At 73.7% G+C, this 23,727-nt stretch carries 23 protein-coding genes; 5 read left to right on the plus strand and 18 right to left on the minus strand.

What is annotated here, in order from left to right:
• Positions 1 to 100 precede the first annotated feature (100 nt).
• From HUT06_RS32250 to HUT06_RS32260, 3 genes are all read right to left on the minus strand, one after another.
• A complete protein-coding gene (locus tag HUT06_RS32250) occupies positions 101 to 901 on the minus strand; it encodes an SAM-dependent methyltransferase (protein ID WP_217711553.1) in 801 nt (266 codons plus the stop codon).
• Positions 902 to 978: 77 nt separating this feature from the next.
• Complete coding sequence (locus HUT06_RS32255) at positions 979 to 1,407, minus strand: hypothetical protein (RefSeq protein ID WP_176199146.1); 429 nt, start codon at positions 1,405 to 1,407, stop codon at positions 979 to 981.
• A 93-nt stretch (positions 1,408 to 1,500) separates the two neighbouring features.
• Positions 1,501 to 1,911, minus strand: coding sequence for a hypothetical protein (locus HUT06_RS32260; RefSeq protein ID WP_176199147.1), 411 nt, complete (start codon positions 1,909 to 1,911; stop codon positions 1,501 to 1,503).
• Between the two features lie 583 nt (positions 1,912 to 2,494).
• Between HUT06_RS32260 and HUT06_RS32265 the strand changes: the two genes are divergently transcribed.
• Complete coding sequence (locus HUT06_RS32265) at positions 2,495 to 2,773, plus strand: hypothetical protein (RefSeq protein ID WP_176199148.1); 279 nt, start codon at positions 2,495 to 2,497, stop codon at positions 2,771 to 2,773.
• An 8-nt stretch (positions 2,774 to 2,781) separates the two neighbouring features.
• On the opposite strand, the gene HUT06_RS32270 is transcribed toward HUT06_RS32265, so the two are convergent.
• From HUT06_RS32270 to HUT06_RS32290, 5 genes are all read right to left on the minus strand, one after another.
• A complete protein-coding gene (locus HUT06_RS32270; protein ID WP_176199149.1) occupies positions 2,782 to 4,959 on the minus strand; it encodes an MMPL family transporter in 2,178 nt (725 codons plus the stop codon).
• 116 nt (positions 4,960 to 5,075) lie between these two features.
• Positions 5,076 to 5,981 (minus strand): RNA polymerase sigma factor SigJ, encoded by a 906-nt coding sequence (gene sigJ / locus HUT06_RS32275; protein WP_176199150.1) that lies wholly within the window; start codon positions 5,979 to 5,981, stop codon positions 5,076 to 5,078.
• Positions 5,982 to 6,035: 54 nt separating this feature from the next.
• Complete coding sequence (locus HUT06_RS32280) at positions 6,036 to 6,653, minus strand: class I SAM-dependent methyltransferase (RefSeq protein ID WP_176199151.1); 618 nt, start codon at positions 6,651 to 6,653, stop codon at positions 6,036 to 6,038.
• On the minus strand, positions 6,622 to 7,359 hold the full coding sequence (locus tag HUT06_RS32285) for a type 1 glutamine amidotransferase (protein WP_176199152.1): 738 nt from the start codon (positions 7,357 to 7,359) through the stop codon (positions 6,622 to 6,624). The genes HUT06_RS32280 and HUT06_RS32285 overlap by 32 nt, the downstream gene beginning before the upstream one ends.
• A gap of 34 nt (positions 7,360 to 7,393) precedes the next feature.
• Positions 7,394 to 8,857, minus strand: coding sequence for an acetyl-CoA carboxylase carboxyltransferase subunit alpha/beta (locus HUT06_RS32290; RefSeq protein ID WP_254715492.1), 1,464 nt, complete (start codon positions 8,855 to 8,857; stop codon positions 7,394 to 7,396).
• Between the two features lie 102 nt (positions 8,858 to 8,959).
• On the opposite strand from HUT06_RS32290, the gene HUT06_RS32295 reads away from it, so the two are divergent.
• Positions 8,960 to 10,384, plus strand: a complete 1,425-nt coding sequence (locus tag HUT06_RS32295) for an amidase (protein WP_254715493.1) — start codon at positions 8,960 to 8,962, stop codon at positions 10,382 to 10,384.
• A gap of 3 nt (positions 10,385 to 10,387) precedes the next feature.
• Here the strand turns inward: HUT06_RS32295 and HUT06_RS32300 are convergent, their stop codons facing one another.
• Positions 10,388 to 11,752 (minus strand): HAMP domain-containing sensor histidine kinase, encoded by a 1,365-nt coding sequence (locus HUT06_RS32300; protein ID WP_176199155.1) that lies wholly within the window; start codon positions 11,750 to 11,752, stop codon positions 10,388 to 10,390.
• A 390-nt stretch (positions 11,753 to 12,142) separates the two neighbouring features.
• Here HUT06_RS32300 and HUT06_RS32305 point away from each other — a divergent pair, with 390 nt between their 5' ends.
• Positions 12,143 to 13,345 carry a serine/threonine-protein kinase gene (locus tag HUT06_RS32305; RefSeq protein ID WP_176199156.1) on the plus strand — a complete coding sequence of 401 codons (1,203 nt, stop codon included), beginning with the start codon at positions 12,143 to 12,145 and terminating at the stop codon, positions 13,343 to 13,345.
• 4 nt (positions 13,346 to 13,349) lie between these two features.
• Here the strand turns inward: HUT06_RS32305 and HUT06_RS32310 are convergent, their stop codons facing one another.
• Positions 13,350 to 14,468 (minus strand): PP2C family protein-serine/threonine phosphatase, encoded by a 1,119-nt coding sequence (locus HUT06_RS32310; RefSeq protein ID WP_176199157.1) that lies wholly within the window; start codon positions 14,466 to 14,468, stop codon positions 13,350 to 13,352.
• A 191-nt stretch (positions 14,469 to 14,659) separates the two neighbouring features.
• Between HUT06_RS32310 and HUT06_RS32315 the strand changes: the two genes are divergently transcribed.
• The gene (locus HUT06_RS32315; RefSeq protein ID WP_176199158.1) at positions 14,660 to 14,899 is read left to right on the plus strand and encodes a hypothetical protein; all 240 of its coding nucleotides are present in this window, start codon (positions 14,660 to 14,662) and stop codon (positions 14,897 to 14,899) included.
• Between the two features lie 74 nt (positions 14,900 to 14,973).
• Here HUT06_RS32315 and HUT06_RS32320 read toward each other — a convergent pair whose 3' ends face one another.
• From HUT06_RS32320 to HUT06_RS32350, 8 genes are all read right to left on the minus strand, one after another.
• Positions 14,974 to 15,450 (minus strand): ribose-5-phosphate isomerase, encoded by a 477-nt coding sequence (locus HUT06_RS32320; protein ID WP_176199159.1) that lies wholly within the window; start codon positions 15,448 to 15,450, stop codon positions 14,974 to 14,976.
• 67 nt (positions 15,451 to 15,517) lie between these two features.
• Positions 15,518 to 16,540 carry a hypothetical protein gene (locus HUT06_RS32325; protein ID WP_176199160.1) on the minus strand — a complete coding sequence of 341 codons (1,023 nt, stop codon included), beginning with the start codon at positions 16,538 to 16,540 and terminating at the stop codon, positions 15,518 to 15,520.
• Between the two features lie 46 nt (positions 16,541 to 16,586).
• Positions 16,587 to 17,546 (minus strand): ATP-binding protein, encoded by a 960-nt coding sequence (locus HUT06_RS32330; RefSeq protein WP_176199161.1) that lies wholly within the window; start codon positions 17,544 to 17,546, stop codon positions 16,587 to 16,589.
• A gap of 120 nt (positions 17,547 to 17,666) precedes the next feature.
• Positions 17,667 to 18,419, minus strand: a complete 753-nt coding sequence (locus tag HUT06_RS32335; RefSeq protein ID WP_176199162.1) for an energy-coupling factor ABC transporter ATP-binding protein — start codon at positions 18,417 to 18,419, stop codon at positions 17,667 to 17,669.
• On the minus strand, positions 18,416 to 19,180 hold the full coding sequence (gene cbiQ, locus HUT06_RS32340) for a cobalt ECF transporter T component CbiQ (protein WP_176199163.1): 765 nt from the start codon (positions 19,178 to 19,180) through the stop codon (positions 18,416 to 18,418). The genes HUT06_RS32335 and cbiQ overlap by 4 nt, the downstream gene beginning before the upstream one ends.
• Positions 19,180 to 19,533, minus strand: a complete 354-nt coding sequence (locus tag HUT06_RS44100; protein ID WP_217711554.1) for a PDGLE domain-containing protein — start codon at positions 19,531 to 19,533, stop codon at positions 19,180 to 19,182. Before HUT06_RS44100 ends, cbiQ begins: the two co-directional genes overlap by 1 nt.
• Positions 19,534 to 19,546: 13 nt before the next feature.
• The gene (locus HUT06_RS32345; protein WP_217711555.1) at positions 19,547 to 20,263 is read right to left on the minus strand and encodes an energy-coupling factor ABC transporter permease; all 717 of its coding nucleotides are present in this window, start codon (positions 20,261 to 20,263) and stop codon (positions 19,547 to 19,549) included.
• A 128-nt stretch (positions 20,264 to 20,391) separates the two neighbouring features.
• On the minus strand, positions 20,392 to 21,006 hold the full coding sequence (locus HUT06_RS32350) for a DsbA family protein (RefSeq protein ID WP_176199164.1): 615 nt from the start codon (positions 21,004 to 21,006) through the stop codon (positions 20,392 to 20,394).
• A 177-nt stretch (positions 21,007 to 21,183) separates the two neighbouring features.
• On the opposite strand from HUT06_RS32350, the gene pepN reads away from it, so the two are divergent.
• The gene (gene pepN, locus HUT06_RS32355; RefSeq protein ID WP_176199165.1) at positions 21,184 to 23,718 is read left to right on the plus strand and encodes an aminopeptidase N; all 2,535 of its coding nucleotides are present in this window, start codon (positions 21,184 to 21,186) and stop codon (positions 23,716 to 23,718) included.
• The last annotated feature ends 9 nt before the right edge of the window (positions 23,719 to 23,727 follow it).

Genomic DNA, 23,727 nt, shown 5'->3' on the forward strand with positions numbered 1-23,727 from the left:
TCCTCTCATGGCGCTCCCTGCTCCGGGACACCACGATCACAGCCGCGGCCGCCGGCACCGATCCCCCGCCGGCGCGATCCGCCTCCCCCGCTCGGGTGAATCAGGGCTTGCGCGCCACGGCGGCGTACCCGGGCACCTCGTCGGGCCGGCCCCAGGGCGTGTGCTCGGGACGCCAGCGCGACATGGAGACCACGCCCGGCTCCAGGAGCTCCAGGCCGTCGAAGAACCGGGTGATCGCCGCGCGCGTGCGCGGCACCATCGGGTTGGCCGACTTCTCGTTCCAGTCGTCCTGGGCCTCCGCTTGAGCCGTCTCCCCCTGGTCGAAGTCGAGGGTGGAGTGCGTCATGGCCACATGGCTCCCGGACGGGACGGCGTCCAGCAGCACCCCGAGCAGCCGGCGGGCCTCGTCGTCGTCGTGGACGAAGTGCATGATGCCCAGCAGCATGATCGCGACCGGCTTCCCGAAGTCGAGCGTCGCGGCGGCCTTCTCCAGGATGTCGCCCGGTTCGCGCAGATCGGCGTGGAGGTAGTCGCAGGCGCCCTGCGGGCTGCTGCTGAGCAGGGCCCGCGCGTGGGTCAGCACGAGGGGGTCGTTGTCCACGTAGACGATCCGCGCGTCCGGGGCGACGCGCTGGGCGACCTCATGGGTGTTGTCCATCGTCGGCAGCCCGGTGCCGATGTCGAGGAACTGCCGCACCCCGGCCTCGCCCGCCAGGTACCGGACGGACCGTCCGAGGAACGCCCGGTCGGCGCGGGCCACGTCGACGATCTGCGGGAACATGCCGCGGAACTGCTCGGCCGCCTGCTGGTCGACCTCGTAGTTGTCCTTCCCGCCGAGCAGGTAGTTCCACACCCGCGCCGAATGCGGAACGCTCGTGTCGATCTGCGGCCTGTCACCCACGGCGGCACCTCCGGATCGTCGTTTTTCCGCCAATCTAGCGGATACCGCCGCTCCGCTCCCGCCCCGCTCGGATCAGTTCATTCGGCGGGAATGTTGCGCTTGCGCTCCTCGTCGATGAGCCACTGCGGTTTCCTCTCGTCCGAGTAACCGGCGAGGTGCCGCGTGACGGCGATGACGGCCGCGATCAGCGACAGGACGACGAGGACGGCCGAAATCCAATACGTGACGTCGTTCTCGGGAAGGTGGCTCACCACCGCGATCAACCCCCAGAGGCCGAACACACTCGCGATGGGGAGCATGTTCAACGGCGCGTACCTGATCATCCCCGGCACGTTCTCATTGAAGTAGTTGTACCGCAGCCACGACCTGCTGAGACGGCCGTACCGCCGGTAGGCGAAATACCCGTAGAACGCGAGGGCGAACATGGCGAAGCACAACACCGCGACCCACCACGACACGGGCTCGACCTGCGCCTCTGCGGCCAGCCGACCAGGACACGCACTCACTTCGCACGCCACCATGCCCCCATCGGGCACTGTTATCGCCCCCCTTCCACACGGGTCGCGCACACCACACGAAAACGGCGGCCACGCGATCGATCATTCCATCGAGATCTTTCGCTTACGCTCTTCGTCCAGCAGCCATCGTGGCTTGACCCGGTCCGGATAGCCGCTCAGATGCCGCTTGACGGCGATGGCGGCGGCAATCGCCGACAGGACCGCGAGGATGGCGATACCGTAATCAGTGAAGTCATTGCCAGGAAGATGGCTCAGCACCGCCACCACTCCCCACAAGGCGAAGACACTGGACGTCGGCACCAGATTCAGCGGCGCGCATCTGATGACTGGCGACAGATTTTCATTGAAGTACTGGTGGCGCAGCCAGGTCTCCGCGAAACGACCTTTCCTGCGATACGCGAAGCGAAGGAAGAATCCGATGAAGCACATGCCGAAGCAGATCGCGGCGACCCACCACGACAGGGGTTCCACCGGTGTCGCCGCAGCGCCCATCTCATCTCCGCCGAAGTAGTCTCATTCCAGTCTGACCACCGTAGAACCGCCGGCCCAGCCGGCCGCCGAATGCACCGCCGACGGCCGCCCCGACGTATCCGCCCACCATCGCGACCCGGCACCGCACGCGACCGCCGCGGGGATGTTCCCAGGAAGACCCCCACATCGCCCAGCCCTCCATGACCCCAGATCACACCACAAACCAGTAAACCCGAACATAGCGCGCAACGCGTCCCGTCCTAATCGCCATCACCCAAACGATCACAGCAAGCAACTCACCGGCTCCGCACGGCTGATATCCGCGCAAAAGCGAAGGCGATGCAGCCCAGCCGAATCGAATACGCAAGGGCTCTGGACGACCACAAGCGCCCACATCGCAGCGGACAGATAAGACTGCCTTGACACGGCATCGAAAAATTGGCATAAGAGCCGCGTCCATTCGCGCATCGGCGCGAGCGCGAGACCGGCCATGCGCGGGGAGCCGGGGCCCGGTACGGGATTACCACGATGCACAGGGTGGCCGTGCTGTGACAAACTGTGACGTGAGAGCGAAGGCGCCCCCACGAGCAGGAAAGCGAACGACATGGCCGACGACACCCCGGTGCCTTCCGCGAGCGTGCCGGACCCCCCGTGCGGGAATGCCGCGCCGGCGTGCCGGCTGCACCTCCTCACCACCGGCGTGCTCGCGCTGTTCGCGGCGCTGGGAGCCGCCGTGGTCGTCGCGTCGTTCATGCCGCGCGGCCATCGCGGCAGGCGGCGGCTGCGCCGGTCGCGTCCCTGGAACCGCGGGGCGGGTTCCGCCGAGGCGGCCCGGCCCCGCGGTCCGTCAGGCGACCGCACTCCCCCGGACGACGAGGGCTAGTGGCGAGGTCAGGTCCCGTGCTTCTCGATCCGCACTTCGGGCAGCATCCGGGCCAGGGGCCGCGGGAGCCACCAGGCGCGGCGGCCGAGCAGGCGCATCGCCGCGGGGACGAGCAGGCAGCGGATGATGACGGCGTCCACGAAGACGGCGACCGCCATGCCGAAGCCGGTCTGCTGCAGCAGCCGCTCGGGGCTCAGCATGAAGGCGCCGAAGACGACGACCATGATGGCGCCGGCGGCGGTGATGACCGAGCCGGTGTGGGCGAGCCCTTCGCGGACGGCGTGCGCCGCGTCGCCGGTGCGCCGCCACTCCTCGCGCATCCTGGAGACCAGGAAGATCTCGTAGTCCATGGACAGGCCGAAGACCACGGCGAACACCATCACCGGCAGGTACGCCTCGATGGGGGCGGGTTCGACGCCGAACAGGCCGTGCTGGAACACCAGCGTCATCGCGCCCAGCGCCGCGCCGATGCTGAGCAGGTTCAGCAGGGCCGCCTTGAGCGGGATGAGCACCGACCGGAACACCATCATGAGCAGGAGCAGCGACAGGCCGACGACGAGGGCGACGAACAGCGGCATGCGGTCGGCGACCTTGGCCGCGTAGTCCTCGGCGGCGGCCGTCGTCCCGCCGATGGCGTACCGCGCTCCGGTCTGCGCCTCCAGTCGCGGCAGGACGTCGCCGCGCAGCCGCGAGACCAGGTCGGAGGTCTCCTTCGCCTGCGGTGACGTCGTCGGGTACACGAGGACGGTGGCGATCTGCCGGTCGGCGGACGGCACGGGCGCGGCCGCGGCGCGGACGCCGGAGGTGCCGGTGAGGGCGCGGGACGCGGCGGCGGCCGCCTGCGCCGCGCCGTCCCGGCCGCCGTCGGCGACGAGCATCAGCGGGCCGTTGAACCCGGGGCCGAAGCCGTCCGCCAGCAGGTCGTAGGCCTTGCGGCTGGTGCTGTCGGGGGCGTCGTTGCCGGCGTCGGCGAAGCCGAGCCGCATGCCGAGGGCCGGTGCGGCCAGGGCGCCGAGCAGGACGCCGCCGGCGAGCAGGGCGGCGACGGGCCGGCGCTGCACGGCGGTGCCGACGCGGCGCCACAGCGCGCCCTCCTCGGCGCGGCCGCGGGCCGCGCGGCGGGCGGCGCGGGCGGGGAAGACGCGGGCGAAGCGGCGGCCGAAGACGCCGAGCAGGGCGGGCAGCAGGGTGAGTGAGGCGATCATGGTGGCGAGGACGGTCAGCGCGACCGACAGCGCCATGCCGCGCAGCGCCCCGAGGCCGAGGGCGACCAGGCCGAGCAGCGCGAGGATCACGGTGCAGCCGGCGAAGAACACCGAGCGGCCCGCCAGGTCCAGCGCCGTCGTGGTGGCGCGCTGGGAGGTGGCGCCGTTGACCAGTTCGGCGCGGTAGCGGGCGAAGACCAGCAGCGCGTAGTCGATGCCGACGCCGAGCCCGACGAGCATCATCACGTACGGCGTCCACTCGGCGATCGTGAACAGGTGCGAGGCCAGAATGATCGCGCCGAGCGTCGAGCCGACGGCGAACACCGCGGTCAGGATCGGCAGGCCCGCGGCGACCGCGGTACCGAACATCACCACCAGGATCACCAGTGCCGCGAGGATGCCGACGCCCTCGGCCAGCCCGCCCTGGCCCGTGGCGAGCAGCCGGGCGGGCTCGCCGCCGAGCTCGACCCGGAGGCCGTCGCCCGCGGCGGTCCGCGCGGTGTCCAGGAGCTCCTCGGCGTCGGCGCGGGTCACCTCCTTGCCGGGGACCGTGAGCATCGCGGTGGCGTAGCCGGTGGTGCCGCCGGGCGCGATCGCGGACGCGTCCGCGTACGGGGCGTGGACCCGCGCGATCACCGGGAGCGCGGCGACCCTGTCGAGCATGCCGGTCACGCGGGCGCGGGTGGCCGGGTCGGTCAGGCCGGCGTCGCGGTGCAGGACGATCTGCACGGTGTCGCCCGCGCGGCCGGACCCGTGCGCGGTGAGCAGGTCGGCCGCGCGCTGCGACTCGGTCCCCGGCAGCGCGTAGTCCTGGTGGTAGTCGTCGCCGCTGAGGGACGCGGCTCCCCAGATCCCGGCCAGCACGGCGGTCCACAGGATCAGGACGAGCCAGCGGCGGCGGTGCGCGAAGGCGGCGACCCGGCCGAACACTCCTGCCGGGGGCGCGGGCGCCGTCGGCCGCCGTTCCTCGGTGAATGTCATGAGACCTTCCCATCACAGATTGAATCAATGTGAATGCGTTGAGTGATCGCACGAGGGTGCGGTGACAGGGGCCCGGCCGCGTGTGCGGCGGCCGGAGCCTCAGCGGATTCGGATCGTCAGTCGGGGACGGGGACGTAGGCGAGCTTGTCGGGGTTGCGGATCACGTCGACCGCGGTGACCCGGCCGTCGTCCACGGTGATGGAGGCGACCGAGAGCACGGCGTCCGCGGCCCGCACGATCAGGCCCGGCATGCCGTTGACGGTGACGACGCGGACGTCGAACCGCGCGGCGCAGGTGAACGCCAGCAGCAGGCGCGCGACCTGCCCGGCGCCGAGCACCTCGCCGGAAACGGCGCTGACCTTTCCGCCGCCGTCGCCGCGGTACACCACGTCCGGGTCGAGCAGCCGGGTGAGCGCCGCGAGGTCGCCGCCCTGGCACGCGGCGGCGAACGCCTCCACCAGCGCGCGCTGCTCCTGCGGGGTGGGCGGGAACCGCGGCCGGCCCGCGGCGACGTGCCGGCGGGCGCGGGAGGCCAGCTGCCGGACGGCCGCGGGCGTCCGGCCGACGACCTCCGCGACCTCCTCGAAGGTCATCGAGAACACGTCGTGCAGCAGGAACGCCGCGCGCTCGGCCGGTGACAGGCTCTCCAGCACCAGCAGCAGCGCCATGCTCACCGACTCGTCGAGGGTGACCCGCTCGGCCGGGTCCGCGCCGGTGTCCGCGACCAGCGGCTCGGGCAGCCAGGTGCCGACGTAGCGCTCGCGCCGCGCCCGCGCGGTGCCGAGCGCGTCCAGCGCCAGCCGCCCGACGGTCCTGATCAGCCAGCCCCGCAGGTCGCGGATCTCGGACGGGTCGTCCAGCACGCGCAGCCGCAGCCACGCCTCCTGGACGCAGTCCTCCGCCTCGGCGACCGAGCCGGTCGTGGCGTAGGCGACGCGCAGCAGCCGGGCCCTCTCCTGCTGGAAAGCGCGTGCCAGATCCTCCGCCGGGCCCCCGCTCCCACCGATACCTGCGACTCTCATGCCCCGAGGACGACGCGGCCTCCCGAAGTGTGACATCCACGCCCGGAAAGGCGGTTAGTCCTTGCGGAGGAGCAGGCTGCCGGCGGGGAAGCGCTCGATCTCGGTGCGGGCGCGCAGCATGCGGGCGACCTCGGTCAGGCCCGCGCGGCGGCCGGCGTCGGCGACGGCGTCGATCGGCCAGCGGTAGGCCCGGACGACCTTGTGGTCGAAGCCCTCCGGCTCCTGCCCGCCGCCGGACTGGAAGCCGAGGAGCAGGTGCCCGCCGGGGGCCAGGACGCGGTGGAACTCGGCGAAGGCGCGCGGGACCTCGGCGGGCTCCAGGTGGATGATCGAGTACCAGGCGAGGGCGCCCGCGAGTCCGCCGTCCGGGAGGTCGAGGGCCGTCATGGTGCCCTCGGCGAAGCTCAGGTGGGGGTGGTCGGCGCGGGCCCGCGCGATCATGGCGGGCGACAGGTCGAGGCCGGAGGCGTCCAGGCCGAGGGAGTGCAGGAACGCGGTCACGTGGCCGGGGCCGCAGCCCAGTTCGGCGACCGGGCCCTTGCCGCGGACGAGGTCCGCGAAGGCGGTGAGCATCGCGCGCTCGAGAGGGAGGCCGTCGAGAGAGTCGCTGAACATGTCGGCGTAAAGGGTGGCAACGGCGTCATAGGCCGTTCGGGTGTCGGTCTCCGTCATGAGGTTCGACCCTAGCGGCCCGGTCGAGGAACGCGTCGACGAGCGAGCGGGTGCGGCGGGCCGCGTCCGGCTCGGCGCGCACGACCTCGGCCATGACCGCGCCGGGGTCGGCGCCCGCGGCCCGCATGAGCGCGCCCGCGCCGTCCGCCAGCCACAGCGCGAACCCGGCCGCGGTGATCTCGGGATGGAACTGCAGGCCCATCGAGCGGCCCGCGACGAACGCCTGCGGGCCGACGGAGGTGCGGGCGATCTCGGCGGCGCCCGGCGGCGGCCGCCAGCGGTCGCGGTGGAGCTGGAACCACGGCCCCGGCGCGACGAGCGACGGGTCGTCGGTCTCGACCGCCACCCAGCCGGCCTCGGTGCGCGGGGCGCGCTCGACGCCGCCGCCGAGGGCGGTCGCCAGCGCCTGCCCGCCGAAGCAGATGCCGAGCACCGGGACGCCCGCGGCATGGGCCGTGGCGAGCAGGTCGAGTTCGGGGACGAGCCATGACGCCACCCGCGGATCGTCCACCGACCAGGGGCCGCCCATGGGGACGATCAGGTCCCAGCCGAGCGGGTCGGGGAACGCGCAGCGCACGTCCGGGGACGACCGCCGGGCGGCGGGCACCACGGGGAGTTCGGTGATGTCGTACCCGCGGGCGGCCAGCCGCTCGCCGACCGGCCCCGGCCGGGCCACGTGATCGTGCTGGATGAGCAGGGCGCGCAACGGAACCTCCCCTCCGGGTACTTCCCCGGACAGGTCACCGGTAACGGGCCTGGCGGGCGGCGGGCCCGCCCGGTGCCAGGCCGGACAGCCCCGACTCGATCGCGGCGGCGGCGCGGCGGCAGAACGCCTCCGGCTCGTCGGCGGCGTCCGGGCGCTCGTCGACCAGGACGTCGGCGGTGCCGTCGCGCAGCAGGTCCGCCGCGCGGACGCCCTGCGTCTCCGCCATCTCCGCCGCGCGCTCCGGAGTCCGGTGGACGATCACCGACGCGCCCTCGGGCGGAAGCGGGGCCAGCCACCCGTGCCGGGCCACCAGGACGCGGTCGGCGGGCAGCAGCGCCAGCGCGGCGCCGCCCGTCCCCTCGCCGAGCAGCAGGCACAGGGTCGGCGCGGGCAGCGTGATCAGGTCGGCGAGGCAGCGGGCGATCTCGCCGGCGAGGCCGCCCTCCTCCGCGTCCGCCGACAGCACGGCGCCCGGCGTGTCGACCACGGTCACCAGCGGCAGGCCGAGCTGGGCGGCGAGCCGCATGCCGCGCCGCGCGACCCGCAGCCCGGCCGGGCCGAGCGGGTGGCCGGTGCGCTGGCTGCGCCGGTCCTGGCCGACCAGGACGCACGGCGCCGCGCCGAACCGGGCGAGGGCGAGCATGAGGCCGGGGTCGGCCTCGCCCTGCCCGGTGCCCGACAGGAGCGTGACGTCGGCGGCGCCGTGCCGGAGCAGTTCGCGGACGCCCGGGCGGCCGGGGCGGCGGGACCGCTCGATCGCGTCCCACGCCGTCCCGTCCGGCGGCGGCCCGGCAGAGGGCGGGGGCACCGGCGCCGACGGCGGCCGGCCGCACAGGACGTTCAGCGCCCGCGACGCCACCTCCGCGAGGTCGTCGATGCCGACCACGGCGTCCAGCAGCCCCTTGGCGGCGAGGTTCTCGGCGACCTGCACGCCGGGCGGGAACGGCTCGCCGTGCAGGCCCTCGTACACGCGCGGGCCGAGGAAGCCGATCAGCGCGCCGGGCTCGGCGGCCGTCACGTGGCCGAGCGACCCCCACGAGGCGAACACCCCGCCGGTCGTGGGATGGCGCAGGTAGACCAGGTACGGCAGCCCGGCGGCGCGGTGCGCCGCGACGGCCGCGGTGATACGCGCCATCTGCACGAACGCGGCCGTCCCCTCCTGCATGCGGGTGCCGCCCGAGGCCGGCGCGGCGAGCAGCGGCAGCCGCTCGGCGGTGGCGCGCTCGACGGCGGCGACGATCCGGTCGGCGGTGGCGCGGCCGATCGAGCCGGCGAGGAAGCCGAACTCCGACACGACGAACGCCACCCGGCGGCCGCCCAGCAGCCCCTCCCCGGTACGGACGGCCTCGTCGCCGCCGCTGCGCTCGCGGGCGGCGGCGAGGTCCCGGGCGTAGCGCGAGCCGGGCGGGGGCGCGGCGGCGGGCGGCGCGTCCCAGGACGTCCAGCCGCCGTCCAGCACGCGGCGCAGCAGCTCGCGGGCGCCGACACGTTCCGTCACGCGGCCCCTTCCCTCGGTCTTCCCAGCATCATGACCGCAGGGGCGGGCCATCCGGCATCCGGGGGTGGACACTGGGAGGAACCCGGCGGAAGGGGAGGCCACGTGTCCGAGGAGATCTGCTTCGCGCCCGCCCGCGAGCTGGCGCGCCGGATCCGCGCCCGCGAGCTGTCGGCACGGGAGGTCCTGCAAGCCCACCTCGACCGGATCGAGCGGACGAACCCGCAGGTCAACGCCATCGTCACGCTGGTCGCCGAGCGGGCGACGGAGCATGCCCGCGACGCCGACGAGCGGCTCGCCGGCGGGGCACCGCCCGGCCCCCTGCACGGCCTGCCCGTCGCCCACAAGGACACGCACGCCACCGCCGGCGTCCGCACCACCTCCGGGTCGCCGATCTTCGCCGACCACGTGCCGGACCGGGACGAGCTGGTCGTCGAGCGCATGCGCGCCGCCGGCGCCATCACGCTCGGCAAGACGAACGTGCCGGAGTTCGCCGCCGGGTCGCACACCTTCAACCCGGTCTTCGGGCTGACCCGAAACCCCTACGACCTCTCCCGCGCGGCGGGCGGCAGCAGCGGCGGCGCGGCGGCGGCGCTCGCGTGCGGGATGCATCCGCTCGCCGACGGCAGCGACATGGGCGGCTCGCTGCGCAACCCGGCGTCGTTCTGCAACGTCGTCGGGTTCCGCCCGTCGCCCGGCCGGGTGCCGTCGTGGCCGGTGCCGGCGGGCTGGTCGACGATGAGCGTCCAGGGCCCGATGGCCCGCGAGGTCGCCGACGCGGCGCTGCTGCTGTCGGTGCTCGCCGGCCCCGACCCGCGCAGCCCCATCGCGCTGGACACGCCCGGCGCGGCGTTCGCCGGGCCGCTCGACCGGGACCCCGCCGGGCTCCGCGTCGCCTGGTCCCCCGACCTCGGCGGGACGGTCCCCGTCGACCCGGCCGTCACCGCCGTCCTCGAACCCGCCGTGAAGGTGTTCGAGGAGCTGGGCTGCGCGGTCGAGGAGGCCTGCCCCGACCTCTCCGGCGCCGACGAGGCGTTCCGGACGCTGCGGGCCTGGCACTGGGACATCGCCCTGCGCCCCCTGCTGGACGAGCGGCCCGCCGACTTCAAGCCGTCCCTCGCGGCGAACATCGAGGCCGGGCGGTCCCTCACCGGCGCCGACCTCGGACGGGCCGAGATGCTGCACACCGCGCTGTTCCACCGCGTCCGGGAGTTCTTCGAGCGGTACGACGCGCTGCTCCTGCCGGTCAGCCAGGTACCGCCGTTCGACGCCGGTCTGGAGTACCCGGACGAGGTCGCGGGGCGGCCCATGCCCGACTACCTGGAGTGGATGCGCTCCTGCTTCCTCGTCTCGGCGACCGGCTGCCCCGCGCTGTCGGTGCCCGCCGGGTTCACCTCGGCCGGGCCCGGCGGGCTGCCGGTCGGGCTGCAGATCGTCGGCCCGCACCGCGCCGACCTCGACGTCCTGCGGCTCGGGCACGCGTTCGAGCAGGCGACCCGGCACGCGGCGCGCCGGCCGCCGCTCGCGTAGCGGCTACGGCTCGGCCAGCGGGATCCGCAGCACGAACCGGGCGCCCTCGTCGCTGTCGGCGGCGACGAGCGTGCCGTCGTGCGCGCGGGCGATGTCGCGGGAGATCGTCAGGCCGAGCCCGGTGCCGGTGGCGTCGCGCGCCCGGGCCTCGGGCAGCCGCTGGAACCGCCGGAAGACGCGCTCGCGATCCGCCGGGGGGATGCCCGCGCCGTCGTCGCGGACCTCCAGCACGGCGTCCGGCCCGTCCGCCGCCACCGTCACCCGTACCCGCGACCGCGCGTGCCGCTCGGCGTTGTCGAGCAGGTTCGTCAGCACCCGCACCAGGTGGTGCGGGGCGGCCCGCACCACGACGCCCTCGGCGGTGTCGACCTCCACCGGGACCCGCCGCGACCGGCCGCCCGCCTCGCCCCGCACCAGCGCGCCGAGGTCGACCCGCTCCCGCTCGACCTGCACGCCGGCGCCGAGCTTCGCCATGATGAGCAGGTCGCTGACGATGCCCTGCAGCCGGCCCGCGTCCCGGAGCGCCGCCCGCGCGACCGCGGGCCAGTCCTCGTCCTCGGGATGCTCCAGCGCGACCTCCAGCTGGGCGCGCAGCCCGGTCAGCGGGCTGCGCAGCTCGTGCGAGACGTCCGCGACGAACGCGCGCTGCCGGGCCATGACGTCCGCCAGCCGGTTCAGCGTCACGTTGACCGACTCCGCGAGGTCGGACACCTCGTCGTTCGGGCTCGGCACGCTGACCCGCCGGTCGTGCTCGCCGCCGGTGATCTCCGCCAGCTCCGCGCTCATCACCCGCACCGGCCGCAGCGCCCGCCGCACCGCCAGCGACACGACCCAGCCGACCGCGGCGGTCGCGACGAGCACCGACAGCGCGAGCAGCGCCGTGAACAGCCCCCGGTACCGGGTGAACTCGGTGATGGGCGCGCCGGCGTAGAGGATCCGCTCGCCATCGGGGGTCCGCAGCCGCTCGGCGACGAAGTAGACGCCGCCCTTGCCGCGCATCTCGACGGTGCTGTACTCGCGGCGGCCCGGCACCGGCGGGGCCGGCACCCGCAGCGGGCCGCGTCCGCGCATGGACTCGCTCGCCGCGAGGACGCCGCCCTCGCCGCTCACGATCTGCAGGAGCGTGAAGTCGGGGTCGCTGACGTGCAGGGTGCCGCGCGGGTCGCTCGTGCGGACGATGGTGGCGAGGTCGGCGGCGACGAAGCCGCCCCGCTCCCGCAGCCCCTGGAACACCGTGTACCGCACGGCCTGGTAGAAGAGCACGACGCCGACGACCATGAGCAGCCCCACGATGAGGGTGGCGATGGCGCTCACGCGGGTGCGCACCGACCAGCGCGACGGCGACAGCCAGCCCCCGAGTCTCCGCACCCGGCGCCCCTCCCCCTCGCGGCTCGTGGTCCGTGCCGGACCGCGAGCGGGGCGTGCCGGACCGCGACCTGGCCGCCGTACGCGCCGCGTCCCGGCGCCGGGGGGTTGACGCAGAAGTGGTTCTTACCTGGCCGGTCCGCGGCGAAACCTCACCGCGGAGCGGGACCGGCGCCCGCGCGGACGGCGCCTCCCACCCCTGGGGAGCCGTCCGCGCGGGCACCGTCTTCCCTCTACTCTGCACGCCTCCGGTGCACGCGGTGCTACATCGACATGACGATCACGTTTCCGTACTTCCTGCTGGAAGGGGCCATAATCTGCCTTCGAACGGGGATGGACGGACCCGAGACACCTGAGGGAGCGAGGAAACCTGAGGGGGGCCGGGTACATCGCATGGACGGAGACATCAGGCCGCTCGAACCCGCCGACCCGCGCCAGGTCGCCGGGCATCCGCTGCTCGGCCGGCTCGGGTCGGGCGGCATGGGAACGGTCTACCTCGGCGCCGACCCCGAGTCCGGGGGCCGCGTCGCGGTGAAGACGATCCATCCGCATCTCGCCGTCGACCCCGTCTACCGCCGCAGGTTCAAGGACGAGGCGTACCTCGCGAGCCGGGTCGCGTCGTTCTGCACCGCGCGGGTCCTCGCGCACGGCGAGGAGGACGGGCGGCCCTACCTCGTCACCGACTACGTCGGCGGCGTCTCGCTGCACGACCGGCTCGTCCACGACGGGCCGCTGCCGCCCGCCGACCTGCACGGCGTCGCCGTCGGCGTCGCGTCCGCGCTCGCCGCGATCCACGCCGCCGGGCTCGTGCACCGCGACCTCAAGCCCGCCAACGTGATGCTGACGCTGTCGGGCTGCCGCGTCATCGACTTCGGCATCGCCAGCGGGCCGGACTCGGCGGCCGCGCCCGGACCGTCCGGGCAGGTGCTCGGCACCCCCGGCTGGATGGCGCCCGAGGTGCTCGTCGGCGGGCCCGCGACCCCGGCCGCCGACATCTTCGCCTGGGGCTGCCTCATCGCCCACGCCGGGACCGGCCAGATGCCGATCGGCGGCGACCCCGCGACGCTGCGCACCGGGGAGCCCGACCTGGACGGGCTGCCGGAGCCGCTCGTCCCGGCCGTCCGGGCCGCGCTCGCGCCCGACCCCGCCGCCCGTCCCACGGCGTCCGACCTGCTGCTCGCCCTCGTCGAGCAGCCGCAGGCGCAGCCGCACGTCGGCGGCTGGCCGGACGCGGGCCCGCCGCCGCGCCCGCGCCGCACGCCCGCCCCGGCGGGCCGGTCCCGTCCGGCGGACCGGGCCGGGGCCGACACCAGGGAGTTCACGCCGCCCGGCATGGCCGATACCGCGCCGTCCACCCGGACCCGGTTCCTGGCGGGTGTCGGCGCCGCCGCGGGCACCGTCCTGGTCGGCGCCATCATCGCGGGGCTCGCGCAGGGCCGGGGCGACGCACCGGCCGCGCCGTCACCCCACGTCCGGTCGACGCCGGCGACGACGAGCGTCCCGGCGAGGACGCACAAGGCGACGCACAGGGCGAAGCACAAGGCGCGGCACGGCGGGCACAAGGGCAGGCACGCCGGACGCCACAAGCGCGGCTGAGCGGTCAGGTACGCCAGATCAGCACGAGCGCGCAGTCGTCGTCGCGGGCCGCCGCCATCCGCTCGACCAGTTCCCGCGCGCCGCTGCCGAACCCCTGCGGGACGAGCCGCTCCGCCTCCCCGAGCAGCCGGTCGATGCCGGCGTCCAGATCGCTGCCGGGCGACTCCACCAGCCCGTCGGTGTAGAGCAGGAGCGCGTCGCCCGGCCGCAGCGTGCCCCGCTCCGGGACGCAGTTCAGGTCGGGCACGACGCCGAGCACGACGCCCTTGGCGGAGCTGACCCGCCAGTCGCCGCGGCTGGCGTCGAACTGCACCGCCGGCGGGTGCCCCGCCGACTCGACCGTGTACTCCCCCGACTTCAGGTCGACGACGACGTGCACGGCCGTGACGAACCCCTCGTCCCAGCGCTGGCGCTGCAGGTAGGCGTTGCAGGCGGGCAGGAAGCGGTCGGTCTGGACCGATCCAAGGAGGCCGCCGAACGCGCCCGACAGCATCAGCGCCCGGGTCCCCGCGTCGGTGCCCTTCCCGGACACGTCGACGAGCGCGACCTCCAGCCGGCCGTCGTCGCAGGACGAGACGACGAAGTCGCCGCCGAACGAGGACCCGCCGGCCTGCAGCATCACGACCTGCGAGGACCAGCCGTCCGGCAGCTCGGGCATCTCGCCCTGCCGCCGCAGCCGGTCGCGCAGCTCCAGCAGCATCGAGTCGCCGCGCAGGCCCTGCACGCCGAGCTGCTGCCGCGTCCGGGCCAGGGTGAGCGCGAGCACCGCGGTGATGGTCAGCGTGGCGATCATGCCGGGGCCGATGGCGGCCACGTCCTGCCAGGCGTTGTAGGTCACCATGGCGACGACGACGCCGAGCAGCGCGAGCAGGCTGCGCACCTTCAGCAGCAGCCCGCCGCCGAGCACGATCAGCACCAGCGCGCCGGACGGGGCCAGCCCGCGCGAGTCACTGGTGGTGGCGAGGCCGATCGCGATCGCGCCGGCCGCGAGCACCGCGAAGACGTACCGCTCCCGGGTCAGCTTGCCCTGCCTGGCCCACCGGTAGAGCGCCACGAGCAGCGGGATCCGCCGCAGGACGGCCCGCACCCGCGGCGGCAGCAGCTGCACCAGTCGTTGAAGCATGACTCCGGCACTGTATCGAGCAATCACCCCGGACGGTCGGTATCCGGGGCACCGGTGACTCCTTGTAACGGTCCACGACGGTTTTATCTGGGTATGTGTCACCCCGGGGACACATGGTGCCCCGGTGGTGGCAGGGTCCCGGTGATGGCGGGGCCCCGTCAGCGCGGGGCCGCGGCGAGAGGAGCGGGCGCATGGTCCAGCCCGGCATGCGGATCACGATCGACGCGGCGATGCGGGCGCGGGACGTCTCGAGCCCCCGCCCCGAGGGCGCGGAACCGCCGCCCGCAGCGGCCGGGCCGGGCCCCGGCAAGCCCGCCGAACCCGCCCGGCGCACGAAGGCCGCCAAGAACGAGCGGCGCCGCCAGGGCAAGCGCGGCGCCGCCGCCCGCCGCCCGTCCGAGAACGGGCGCCCGCCCGAGAACGGCCGCTGACCGGCGCCCCCTCGGGACGCCGGCCCCGGCCCTCGCGCGGCGCGCGGCGTCCGCTCGGGCGCGGGACGCGGGTGTCAGCCCTCGCGCGGGAGCGGGGGGAGTTCGCCCGTGTGCTCGTAGGCGCCGAGCATCCTGATGCGGCGGGTGTGGCGCGGCTCCTTGGAGTAGGCCGTGCCGAGGAACAGCTCGACGAACCGGGTCGCGGTGGCCGGGTCGTGCTGGCGGGCGCCCAGCGCGATGACGTTGGCGTCGTTGTGCTCGCGGGCGAGGGTCGCGGTGTCCTCGCTCCAGACCAGCGCGGCGCGGACGCCCTTGACCTTGTTGGCCGCGATCGCCTCGCCGTTGCCGGAGCCGCCGATGACGATGCCGAGCGTCCCCGGCTCCGCGACCGTCCGCTCGGCGGCGCGCAGGACGAACGGCGGGTAGTCGTCCACGGCGTCGTACACGAACGCGCCGCAGTCGACGGCCTCGTGCCCGTTCTGCTTCAGCCAGGAGACCAGGTGCTCCTTCAGCTCGAAGCCGGCATGGTCGGATCCAAGAAACACGCGCATGCGGAAATTCTCGCAGGCCGCCGCGCGGTGCCCGCGCCCGGGTCGGGCCGCCGGGTCAGCCGCCGGGTCAGGAGTCGCCGCCGTCCCGCTTGCGGTCGACGATCGTCCGGTCGGCGAGGTTCAGGTCGTCGGAGTCGGCCGCGTCGTCGGACGCCTTCTCAGGCGTGTCCTTGGGGGCGTCCTGCTCGGGCTCGGCCGGTGCCTCGGCGGCCGCCGGAGGCGCCTGCTCGGCCGGAGCGGCCTGCTCGGGCGGCGGCGCGGACGGCTGCTGCGGGACGGACGGCTGCTGGGCCTGCGGCGGCTGCTGGGCGGGCGGCTGCGGCGGCATCGGCGCCGCCCCGTACGGCTGCGGGGCCTGCTGCTGCGGGTACTGCTGCATGGGCTGCTGCGGGACGCCGCCCCAGGGCTGCTGCGGCTGCCCCTGCGGCGGGACGTACGGCGCGGCCTGCTGCTGCATCGGCTGCTGCATGGGCTGCTGCTGCATGGGCGCCATCGGCTGACCGTAGGGCTGCTGGGCGTACGGGCCGGCCTGCTGCTGCGCGTACGGGCCGCCGGGCTGCTGCTGCGCCCCCGCGCCGCGTCCGCGCGACATGACGAAGCCCAGCAGCATGCCGAGCCCGGCGAGCCAGCCGTAGCCGAACCCGAAGGACGCGCCGTGCGTCACCGAGTTGAACACGTTGGGGCCGGCGCCGTCCGGCAGGTCCAGCGCCCAGTTGATCAGGATCCCGTCGAACAGCCCGGCCACGCCGCCCGCGACGACCGTGGCCCACCAGCCGGTCACCGCCGCGCCGAGCGCGCCGCGCTGCGGGTCGACGGCGCGGGCGCCCGCCACGGCGAGCAGGATCAGCAGGACGAAGAACAGGATCGTGCCGAGGTCGACCGCCACCAGGAACTTCCAGGTGGCGTCCCCGGCGGTCAGCCGCCAGCTCGGATAGAGCAGCCAGTACAGCGGCGGCGCGATCCCCTCGTCGTAGTGGATCCCGGTCTCGTTGATCGCGTCGACCACCCACTGGTTGCCGAGGAGGATCGAGATGAGGGCGATGGGAACCACCGCGCCGCCCGCCATGACCAGCATCCGCCGCATCGTCATGGCGGGCTAGGTTAGTGCCGATCGCGGCGCGGCGGTAGGCCCGGCGTCACCCCGCGTAGGCGCCCGGTGCCTCGGCGGGGAAGCGGAAGCCGGGGTCGACCTGCGCCTCGAGGTCCTCCCCGGCCGCCCGGCTGGCCCAGCTCCGCGCGTTCTTCACGTGGAACTCCACGCCCTGGCGGCGGAACTTCGCCCAGTCCTGGGCGCGGCCGTCGACCTCGGCGCGCATGCGGTCGAGCGCGGCGGTGTTGCCGTCCTCCAGCGCGACGCCGTGCCGGCCCTGCTCCAGCGCCCGGACGGCCGCGGACTGGCCGAGCCACGTCAGCAGGTCGTCGCCGACGTGCTCGCGCAGGTAGGCGACGTCGTCCTCGGACTGGACCTTGTTGCCGACGACGCGGATGGCGACGTCGTAGTCGCGGGCGTACTCGGTGTACTGCCGGTAGACGCCGACGCCCTTGCGGGTGGGCTCGGCGACCAGGAACATCAGGTCGAACCGCGTGAACAGCCCGGACGCGAACGTGTCGGCGCCGGCGGTCATGTCGACGACGACGTACTCGCCCGGCCCGTCCACGAGGTGGTTGAGGTAGAGCTCCACCGCGCCGGTCTTGGAGTGGTAGCAGGCCACGCCGAGATCGTCGTCGTTGAACGGGCCGGTGGCCAGCAGCGTGACGCCGTCCACCTCCTGCCCGGCCTCGTGGACCGGGTCGTCGCCGCGGAACCGCAGCAGCCGCGACCCGGCGCCGGGCGGAGTGGTCTTGGCCATCGCGGCGGCGGAGGAGATGCGCGGGTTGCCGCCGCGCAGATGCTCCTTGATCTCGGTGAGCCGGTCGCCGAGCGCCGGGATCTTGGCGGCGCGGGCCTCGTCCAGGCCGAGCGCGACCCCGAGGTGCTGGTTGATGTCGGCGTCGATGGCCACCACCGGCAGCCCGCGCCCGGCCAGGTGCCGGACGAACAGCGACGACAGGGTGGTCTTGCCGCTGCCGCCCTTGCCGACGAACGCAACCTTCACGAATGCCTCATTTCGGGTATGAAAACCGTTACCAGTGTCGTCACAACCGAGTCTTGCGAAGGGCGGGCGGTGAGGCAAGCGGAACGGCCGAACAGGCCGTAACCGATGAACGAACCCCGGTCAGCGGAGCGCGGCGGCCGGGTCGAAGCCGAAGGGGAGCTCGAGGCGGTGCGCGGCGAGTTCGTCCGCGTCCACGAGGAGGTCGCGGGTGGGGCGGTCGGCCGCGATGACGCCGCCGGACAGGATGACCGAGCGCGGGCACAGCTCCGCCGCGTACGGCAGGTCGTGCGTGACCATCAGGACCGTCACGTCCAGGCTCAGCAGGATCTCGGCCAGCTCCCGGCGGCTCGCCGGGTCCAGGTTCGAGGACGGCTCGTCCAGCACCAGGATCTCCGGTTCCATCGCCAGCACGGTCGCGACGGCGACGCGGCGGCGCTGGCCGAAGCTGAGGTGCTGCGGCGGCCGGTCGGCGGCGTGCGCCATGCCGACGCGCTCCAGGGCGGCCGTGACGCGGCCGTCCAGTTCGGTGCCGCGCATGCCGAGGTTGGCGGGCCCGAACGCGACGTCCTCCCGGACGGTCGGCATGAACAGCTGGTCGTCGGGGTCCTGGAAGACGATGCCGACGCGGCGCCGGATCTCCCGCAGCGCCTTCTTGTCCTTCGGGTCGACCGCGAGGCCGCCGACCCTGACCTCGCCCAGGCCGCCGTGCAGGATCCCGTTCAGGTGCAGGACGAGCGTGGTCTTCCCGGCGCCGTTCGGCCCGAGCAGCGCGACGCGCTCGCCGCGCCCGATCGTCAGGTCGACGCCGAACAGGGCCTGCGTGCCGTCGGGGTAGGCGTACGCCAGGCCCTTCACCTCAAGGGACGGGGTCATGGCACCATCCAAGCAGCCAGCGCGACGAGCGCCGCGGCCAGCGGCAGCGCGGCGGCGGCGCTCCACTGCGCGGTGGTCGCGCCGACGTCGTGCAGGACGGGCATCCGGCCGTCGTAGCCGCGGCTCAGCATGGCCAGGTGGACGCGCTCGCCCCGCTCGTAGGAGCGCAGGAACAGCGCGCCCACCGACTTGGCGAGCACGCCCGTCGCGCGGATGTCGCGCGCCTCGAAGCCGCGCGACGCGCGGGCCGTCCTCATCCGGCCCAGTTCCGCGGTGACGACGTCGCCGTAGCGCAGCATGAACGTGGCGATCTGCGTGATGAGCTGCGGCATCCGCAGCCGCTCGATGCCGAGCAGCAGCAGCCTCGGCTCGGTGGTCGCGGCCAGCAGGATCGACGCGACGACGCCGAGGGTGCCCTTGGCGAGGATGTTCCAGGCCCCCCACAGCCCGCTCTCGCTCAGCCGCAGCCCCAGCACGGCGACCTTCTCGCCCTCCGCGACGAACGGCATGAGGAAGGCGAACGCGACGAACGGCACCTCGATGACGACGCGCCGCGCCACCGTCCGGAACGGCACGCGGGCGGCGGCGGCCACGGCGGCGAGCAGCAGCGCGTAGACGCCGAACGCCCAGATGCGCTCGCGCGGCGTGGCGACGACGAGCAGCACGAACGCCAGGACGGCGACGAGCTTGCACTGCGGCGGCAGCCGGTGCACCGGCGACGTGCCCGGCAGGTAGAGCCGGTGCGCGTGCCCGGCGCCCATCAGCCCTTCCGCGCCGGCTCGGACGGCGCGGCCTCGTCCCGACCGGCGTCGCGGGCGGCGGGCGCGCCGCGCCGCCGGACGGCCCAGAACAGCCCGCCGCCGACGAGCAGGACGGCGCCGACGCCGACCACTCCCGACAGCCCGCCGGACAGCCGCGCGTTCTCGATGCCCTTCACCCCGTAGTCGCCGAACGGGGAGTCCTTGAGCGAGTGGTCCTTCTCCTTGGCGCTGATGCCCTTGTCCTCGGCGACCTTCTCCAGGCCGTCGGGACTGGCGGAGGCGTAGTAGCTGACGATGCCCGCGAGGACGAGCGAGACGAGCAGGAACCCGGCGAAGAAGCGCTTGGTGGTCATGTGAGTTCCCCTCTCAGGCGCGGGACGGCTCGGCCGGGCCGTCCGCCCCCTGCTCGGCGCCGGTGCGCAGTTCCAGCGGCTTCAGCAGCCCGCGCGCCCCGTACACGAGGTCGGGGCGGACGGCGAGCACGCTCGACACGGTCACCGCGGTGATCAGCGCCTCGCCGATGCCGATGAGCACGTGCACGCCGATCATCGCGGTGGCGACCTTGCCGATCGACACGTCCGCCGTCCCGCCGACCGCGTAGATCGCGGTGAAGGCGACGGCGGCGGCGGGCACGGACACGACGGCGGCGATGAACGCCGACACCGACACCGACGTCCGCGACTCGGGCAGCACGCGCAGCAGCAACCGGAACAGCCCGTACCCCACGACGACCGTGACGAGCGCCATCGTGGTGATGTTGGTGCCGAGCGCGGTGAGGCCGCCGTCCGCGAACAGCAGCGCCTGCATCAGCAGGACGACCGAGACGCACAGCACCCCGGTGTAGGGCCCGACGAGGATCGCCGCGAGCGTGCCGCCGAGCAGATGGCCGCTCGTCCCGGACGCGACCGGGAAGTTCAGCATCTGCGCCGCGAACACGAACGCGGCGGTCAGGCCGGCGAGCGGCGCGGTCCGGTCGTCCAGCTCCCGCCGGGCGCCGCGCAGCGCCACCGCGACCCCGGCCACCGCGACCGCGCCGGTCGCGACGGACACCGGAGCATCGATGAAACCGTCCGGTACGTGCACGTCTCCCACCGTCCTACCTGTTGCGAGCGATAGGCCCAGTTTGACGGCACACACCTAGTAGTTGCAATACGGTCGCAATAGCAAGGCGGCTGTCACTCGCGGGCAACCCCGCCGGGTTCCGGCCCCGGTCAGTCGAAAATCGGGTCGACCGTCCTCGTTCGCTTGAGTTCGAAGAAGCCGGGCGTGCTCGCGACGGCGACGACGCCGTCCCAGAGTTTGACTGCCGCCTCGCCGCGCGGGATCGGGGTGACGACCGGGCCGAAGAAGGCGCTGCCCTCGACCTCGATGACGGGCGTGCCGACCTCCTGGCCGACGCGGTCGATGCCGTCCTTGTGGGACGCGCGCAGGGCCTCGTCGTAGGCGGTGGAGTCGGCGGCGTCCGCGAGCGCCGGGTCCAGGCCGGCCGCGGTCAGCGCCGCCTCGGCGAACGCGCGGTCGAGCGTCTGCCGCTCGTGGTGGCGGCGCGTGCCCATCTCGGTGTAGAGGCGGCCGAGCACCTCCGGCCCGTACTTCTGCTCGGCGGCGATGCACACGCGCACCGGGCCCCACGCGTCGGCGAGCATCCGCCGGTAGTCCTCCGGGATGTCCTTGTCCTCGTTGAGGACGGCCAGGCTCATCACGTGCCAGCGCACCTCGATCGGGCGCAGCTTCTCCACTTCCAGGATCCAGCGGGACGTGATCCACGCCCAAGGGCACAGCGGGTCGAACCAGAAGTCCACCGGTGTGGGTGCGTTCTCAGCCAACGTCGTCTCCTAGAGCGTGAAAGAACTGCTTTACGCGACAACCAGGGCATCCCCTCCCCGATTCCCGGCGGGGGGAGGCTATCGAAGCCCCCCTCTAGGCCGTGGCGGGCGGACCGGGACGGCGTCCGGTTGGTAGACATGACTTCACCAAGCGATTAAGCCGACCAAGGAGTACATGTGGCAGGCAACCTCACGCGCGACGAGGCGCGGGAACGGGCCCGGCTGCTCACCGTCGAGTCGTACACGGTGGAACTGGACCTCACGACGGGCGCGGAGCGGTTCGCGTCCACCACTGTGGTCAGGTTCGGCAGCGCCGAGACGGGCGCGTCCACGTTCATCGACCTGCACGGCGCCGTCGTGCGGGAGGTCACGCTGAACGGCAAGGCCCTCGACCCCTCGTCCTATGACGCCGGGCAGGGGCGCGTGCCGTTGCCCGGCCTCGCCGCGGAGAACGAGCTGCGCGTCGTCGCCGACTGCGAGTACTCGCGGTCGGGCGAGGGCCTGCACCGGTTCGTCGACCCCGTGGACGACGGCGTGTACCTCTACAGCCAGTTCGAGACGGCCGACGCGCACCGCATGTTCACCTGCTTCGACCAGCCCGACCTCAAGGCGACCTTCGAGCTGACCGTGAAGGCGCCGCAGGACTGGGAGGTCGTCACCAACGAGCCCGCCGAGTCGGCGGAGGGCGGCACGTGGCACTTCCTGCCGACGCCGCAGATCTCCACCTACATCACCGCGCTCATCGCCGGGCCGTACCACGTCGTCCGGGACGAGTACCGCCGCGAGGACGGCACCGTCATCCCCCTCGGCGTGTACTGCCGGTCGTCGCTGGCCGAGCACCTGGACGCCCCCGCCATCGTGGACGTGACCCGCCAGGGCTTCGCCTACTTCGAGAAGGTCTTCGGCCGCCCGTACCCGTTCACCAAGTACGACCAGCTGTTCGTGCCCGAGTTCAACGCGGGCGCGATGGAGAACGCGGGCGCCGTGACGTTCCTGGAGGACTACGTCTTCCGGTCGCGGGTCACCGACGCCGCCTACGAGCGCCGCGCCGAGACGATCCTGCACGAGATGGCGCACATGTGGTTCGGCGACCTCGTGACCATGCGCTGGTGGGACGACCTGTGGCTGAACGAGTCGTTCGCCACGTACATGAGCGTCCTGTGCCAGGCCGAGGCCACCAAGTGGACGGGGTCGTGGACGACGTTCGCGAACCTGGAGAAGGCGTGGGCGTACCGGCAGGACCAGCTGCCGTCCACGCACCCGATCTCCGCCGACATCCCCGACATCCGCGCGGTGGAGGTCAACTTCGACGGCATCACCTACGCCAAGGGCGCGTCCGTCCTGAAGCAGCTCGTGGCCTATGTCGGCCTCGACAACTTCCTGGAGGGCGTCCGCCGGTACTTCGACCGCCACGCGTGGGGCAACACCGTCCTGGCGGACCTGCTGGGCGCGCTTGAGGAGACCTCCGGCCGCGACCTCGCGTCCTGGTCGAAGGAGTGGCTGGAGACGGCCGGCGTCAACACGATGCGGCCCGAGTACGAGCTGGACGGCGACGGCAACTTCACGTCGTTCACCGTTCTGCAGGAGGCCAAGGCCGACTACCCGACGCTGCGTTCGCACCGCCTCGCGATCGGGCTGTACGACCGCACTGCCGACGGCCTCGTGCGGCGCGAGCGGGTCGAGCTGGACGTGGTCGGCGCCCGCACCGAGGTCCCGCAGCTCGTCGGCCAGAAGCGGCCCGACCTCGTCCTGGTCAACGACGACGACCTCACCTACGCCAAGATCCGGCTGGACGAGCACTCCCAGAAGACGCTCATCGAGCACATCGGCGACATCAGGGAGAGCCTGCCGCGCGCGCTGTGCTGGTCGGCGGCGTGGGACATGACCCGCGACGCCGAGATGGCCACCCGCGACTACGTCCGGCTCGTCGCCAAGGGCATCCGCGGCGTCACCGACATCTCGGTCACGCAGACGCTGCTGCGGCAGGCGCGCACCGCCGTCCAGCAGTACGCCGACCCGGCGTGGCGCACGGAGGGCCTCGCCCTGCTCGCCGGCACGCTCGCCGACCTGGCGCGCGAGGCCGAGCCCGGCTCGGACCTCCAGCTCGCCTACACGCAGGCGTTCACCGCGTCGGCCGTGTCCGACGAGCACCTGGCGTTCGTCCAGGGCCTGCTGGACGGCTCGCAGAAGCTCGTCGGCCTCACGGTCGACACCGACCTGCGCTGGGCGCTGCTGCGCCGCCTCGTCGTCACCGGGCGGGCGGGCGAGGCCGAGATCGACGCCGAGCACGAGCGGGACCGCACCGCCGCGGGCGAGCGGCACGCCGCCGCCTGCAAGGCCGCGATCCCGACCACGGCGGCGAAGGCGTCCGCGTGGGAGCGGATCGTGTCGGGCGAGCTGCCGAACGCCGTCTACCGGTCGACGCTCGGCGGGTTCGTCGAGCCCGACCAGGCCGAACTGCTCCTGCCCTACGTCGACCGGTACTTCGCCGAGGTCGGCCGGGTGTGGAAGGAGTGGACGAGCGACATGTCGCAGACGTTCGCCGAGGTCGCCTACCCGTTCCTGGTGATCGAGCAGTCCACCATTGACCGGACCGAGGCCTACATCGCCGAGCAGCACCCGCCGGCGGCCCTCGCCCGGCTGCTGTCGGAGGGCCGCGACGGCGTCGCCCGCGCGCTGCGCGCCCGCGCGAAGGACGCGGCGTCCGCCTGAGCCCGTCCG

It is taken from the genome of Actinomadura sp. NAK00032, assembly GCF_013364275.1.
GTDB lineage: Bacteria > Actinomycetota > Actinomycetes > Streptosporangiales > Streptosporangiaceae > Spirillospora.